This window comes from Peteryoungia wuzhouensis (genome assembly GCF_003205195.1).
Lineage (GTDB): Bacteria > Pseudomonadota > Alphaproteobacteria > Rhizobiales > Rhizobiaceae > Allorhizobium > Allorhizobium wuzhouense.
The window spans coordinates 1-364 of the sequence record NZ_QJRY01000029.1 but is presented as its reverse complement, the minus strand read 5'-3'; the positions used below and the strand labels follow the sequence as shown (position 1 = coordinate 364).

The 364-nt window shown below is 64.6% G+C and carries 1 other RNA gene; it reads right to left on the bottom strand.

The annotated features are described in order from the left end of the window. Window positions 1-364: RNase P RNA component class A (rnpB, locus tag DMY87_RS23965), an RNA gene on the bottom strand; the annotation flags it as partial.

Below are 364 nucleotides of genomic sequence, written 5' to 3'. Positions count from 1 at the left end.
GCCGGATTCTGTTCCGCGCCGCCACAGCCAAGCTAACGGCGGCACGGCGGCGACCATCCATCTGGACACACCGTTACCGGGTGCCTCGAGCGGCCTACCCGCAGGCTCGGGCGAGCAACCCTCAAGCGCCTGCGCGGCCGCACTTTCGGTGCGGCCTTCTTGGCCTTGCTTCGGGTGGGGTTTGCCTAGCCACCCCGGTCACCCGGAATGCTGGTGCGCTCTTACCGCACCGTTTCACCCTTGCCACCACGAGGATGGCGGTCTGTTTTCTGTGGCACTTTCCCGCGAGTCACCTCGGATTGCCGTTAGCAATCACCCTGCTCTGTGAAGTCCGGACTTTCCTCGACTCGACGCTGAACCTCGT